Source organism: Pseudaeromonas pectinilytica (assembly GCF_054780855.1).
Window position 1 is genome coordinate 1 of sequence record NZ_BAAGVN010000186.1, and the last position, 902, is coordinate 902.

Annotated in this window: 1 protein-coding gene; it reads right to left on the reverse strand. The window is 38.7% G+C overall.

All coding sequences use genetic code 11. From position 1 onward, the window contains the following. Positions 1–37: 37 nt before the first annotated feature. Positions 38–601: a GTPase gene (locus tag ACYVG7_RS10115; RefSeq protein ID WP_460883000.1), complete on the reverse strand. Its 564-nt coding sequence runs from the start codon at positions 599–601 to the stop codon at positions 38–40. Positions 602–902: the final 301 nt, after the last annotated feature.

Sequence of the window (902 nt, forward strand, 5' to 3'; positions counted from 1 at the left end):
AAAGAGTAGGCAGAGAAAATCCAAGCAAAACAACACGTTAGACGGTGTTATTAATTTGCTTGCCGCTTAAGGTTCTGTACATGTTAACCCGTATGTGATTTCTTGCTATCGGGATTAACTCAATGGTTTTATTTCTAAATCCATCATCTGCTTGTGCTTTTGTTATCACGACAATTACTGGGATGTTTCGTTTTGCAATTGTATTTGCAAGTTCAATCTCAGCCTCTTCAATTCTTCGCGTACCTTCTGAAATACAAAGCCAGCAAACATGGATATGTTCGTGGGGGTCTTTTGATGAGTTTAAGTTCCCAATTAGAGAATCAAGCTCTTCTAAATTATTTTTATAATCCTTTACTTCAAGGCCTCTTGTATCGTAGATGCTAACAGGTACACCATCTTTATCATATTTGCGAGTGGTTTTTGTGACTGGTCTGCCTTGCCCGGTAGCTGCATAGTCATCTTGAAAAACAGCATTTAGTAATGTGCTTTTCCCGACGCCAGTTTTCCCTGCCAGCAATATATTGGCAATGCCTCGGCTTTTCAGTGCAGCCTCAACAGCTTTATTAATTTCACTATATAAATCAAATTGATTGTCAGACATGGATTCCTCTCTTGTTGTAATAAAATTTGACTATAAAAGTTGTATTAAAAGTAACAATTCCGTCTTTTGATGATGAATATTTCCGCGTTTCCTGTTTTGAACGTTTGGGAAATTCTATCTAACCACCCCATACCGTTATTTATTACTTATAAGATCTGCATGATGATAAGTGGCGAATGGCCTTCTTACTCTTAGTGTGGCCTTCAACCGGGGGCCCTAGGCAGGGCGAGATCGTGAACGTTTTATAACCAATATCAAGTCTTGATTGACGTAAATCTCCACCTGTGATCATATGCTTCCT

Coding starts and splice junctions, on each gene's coding strand:
- ACYVG7_RS10115 (WP_460883000.1), bottom strand. CDS start 601: ATGTCTGACAATCAATTTGATTTATATAGTGAAATTAATAAAGCTGTT.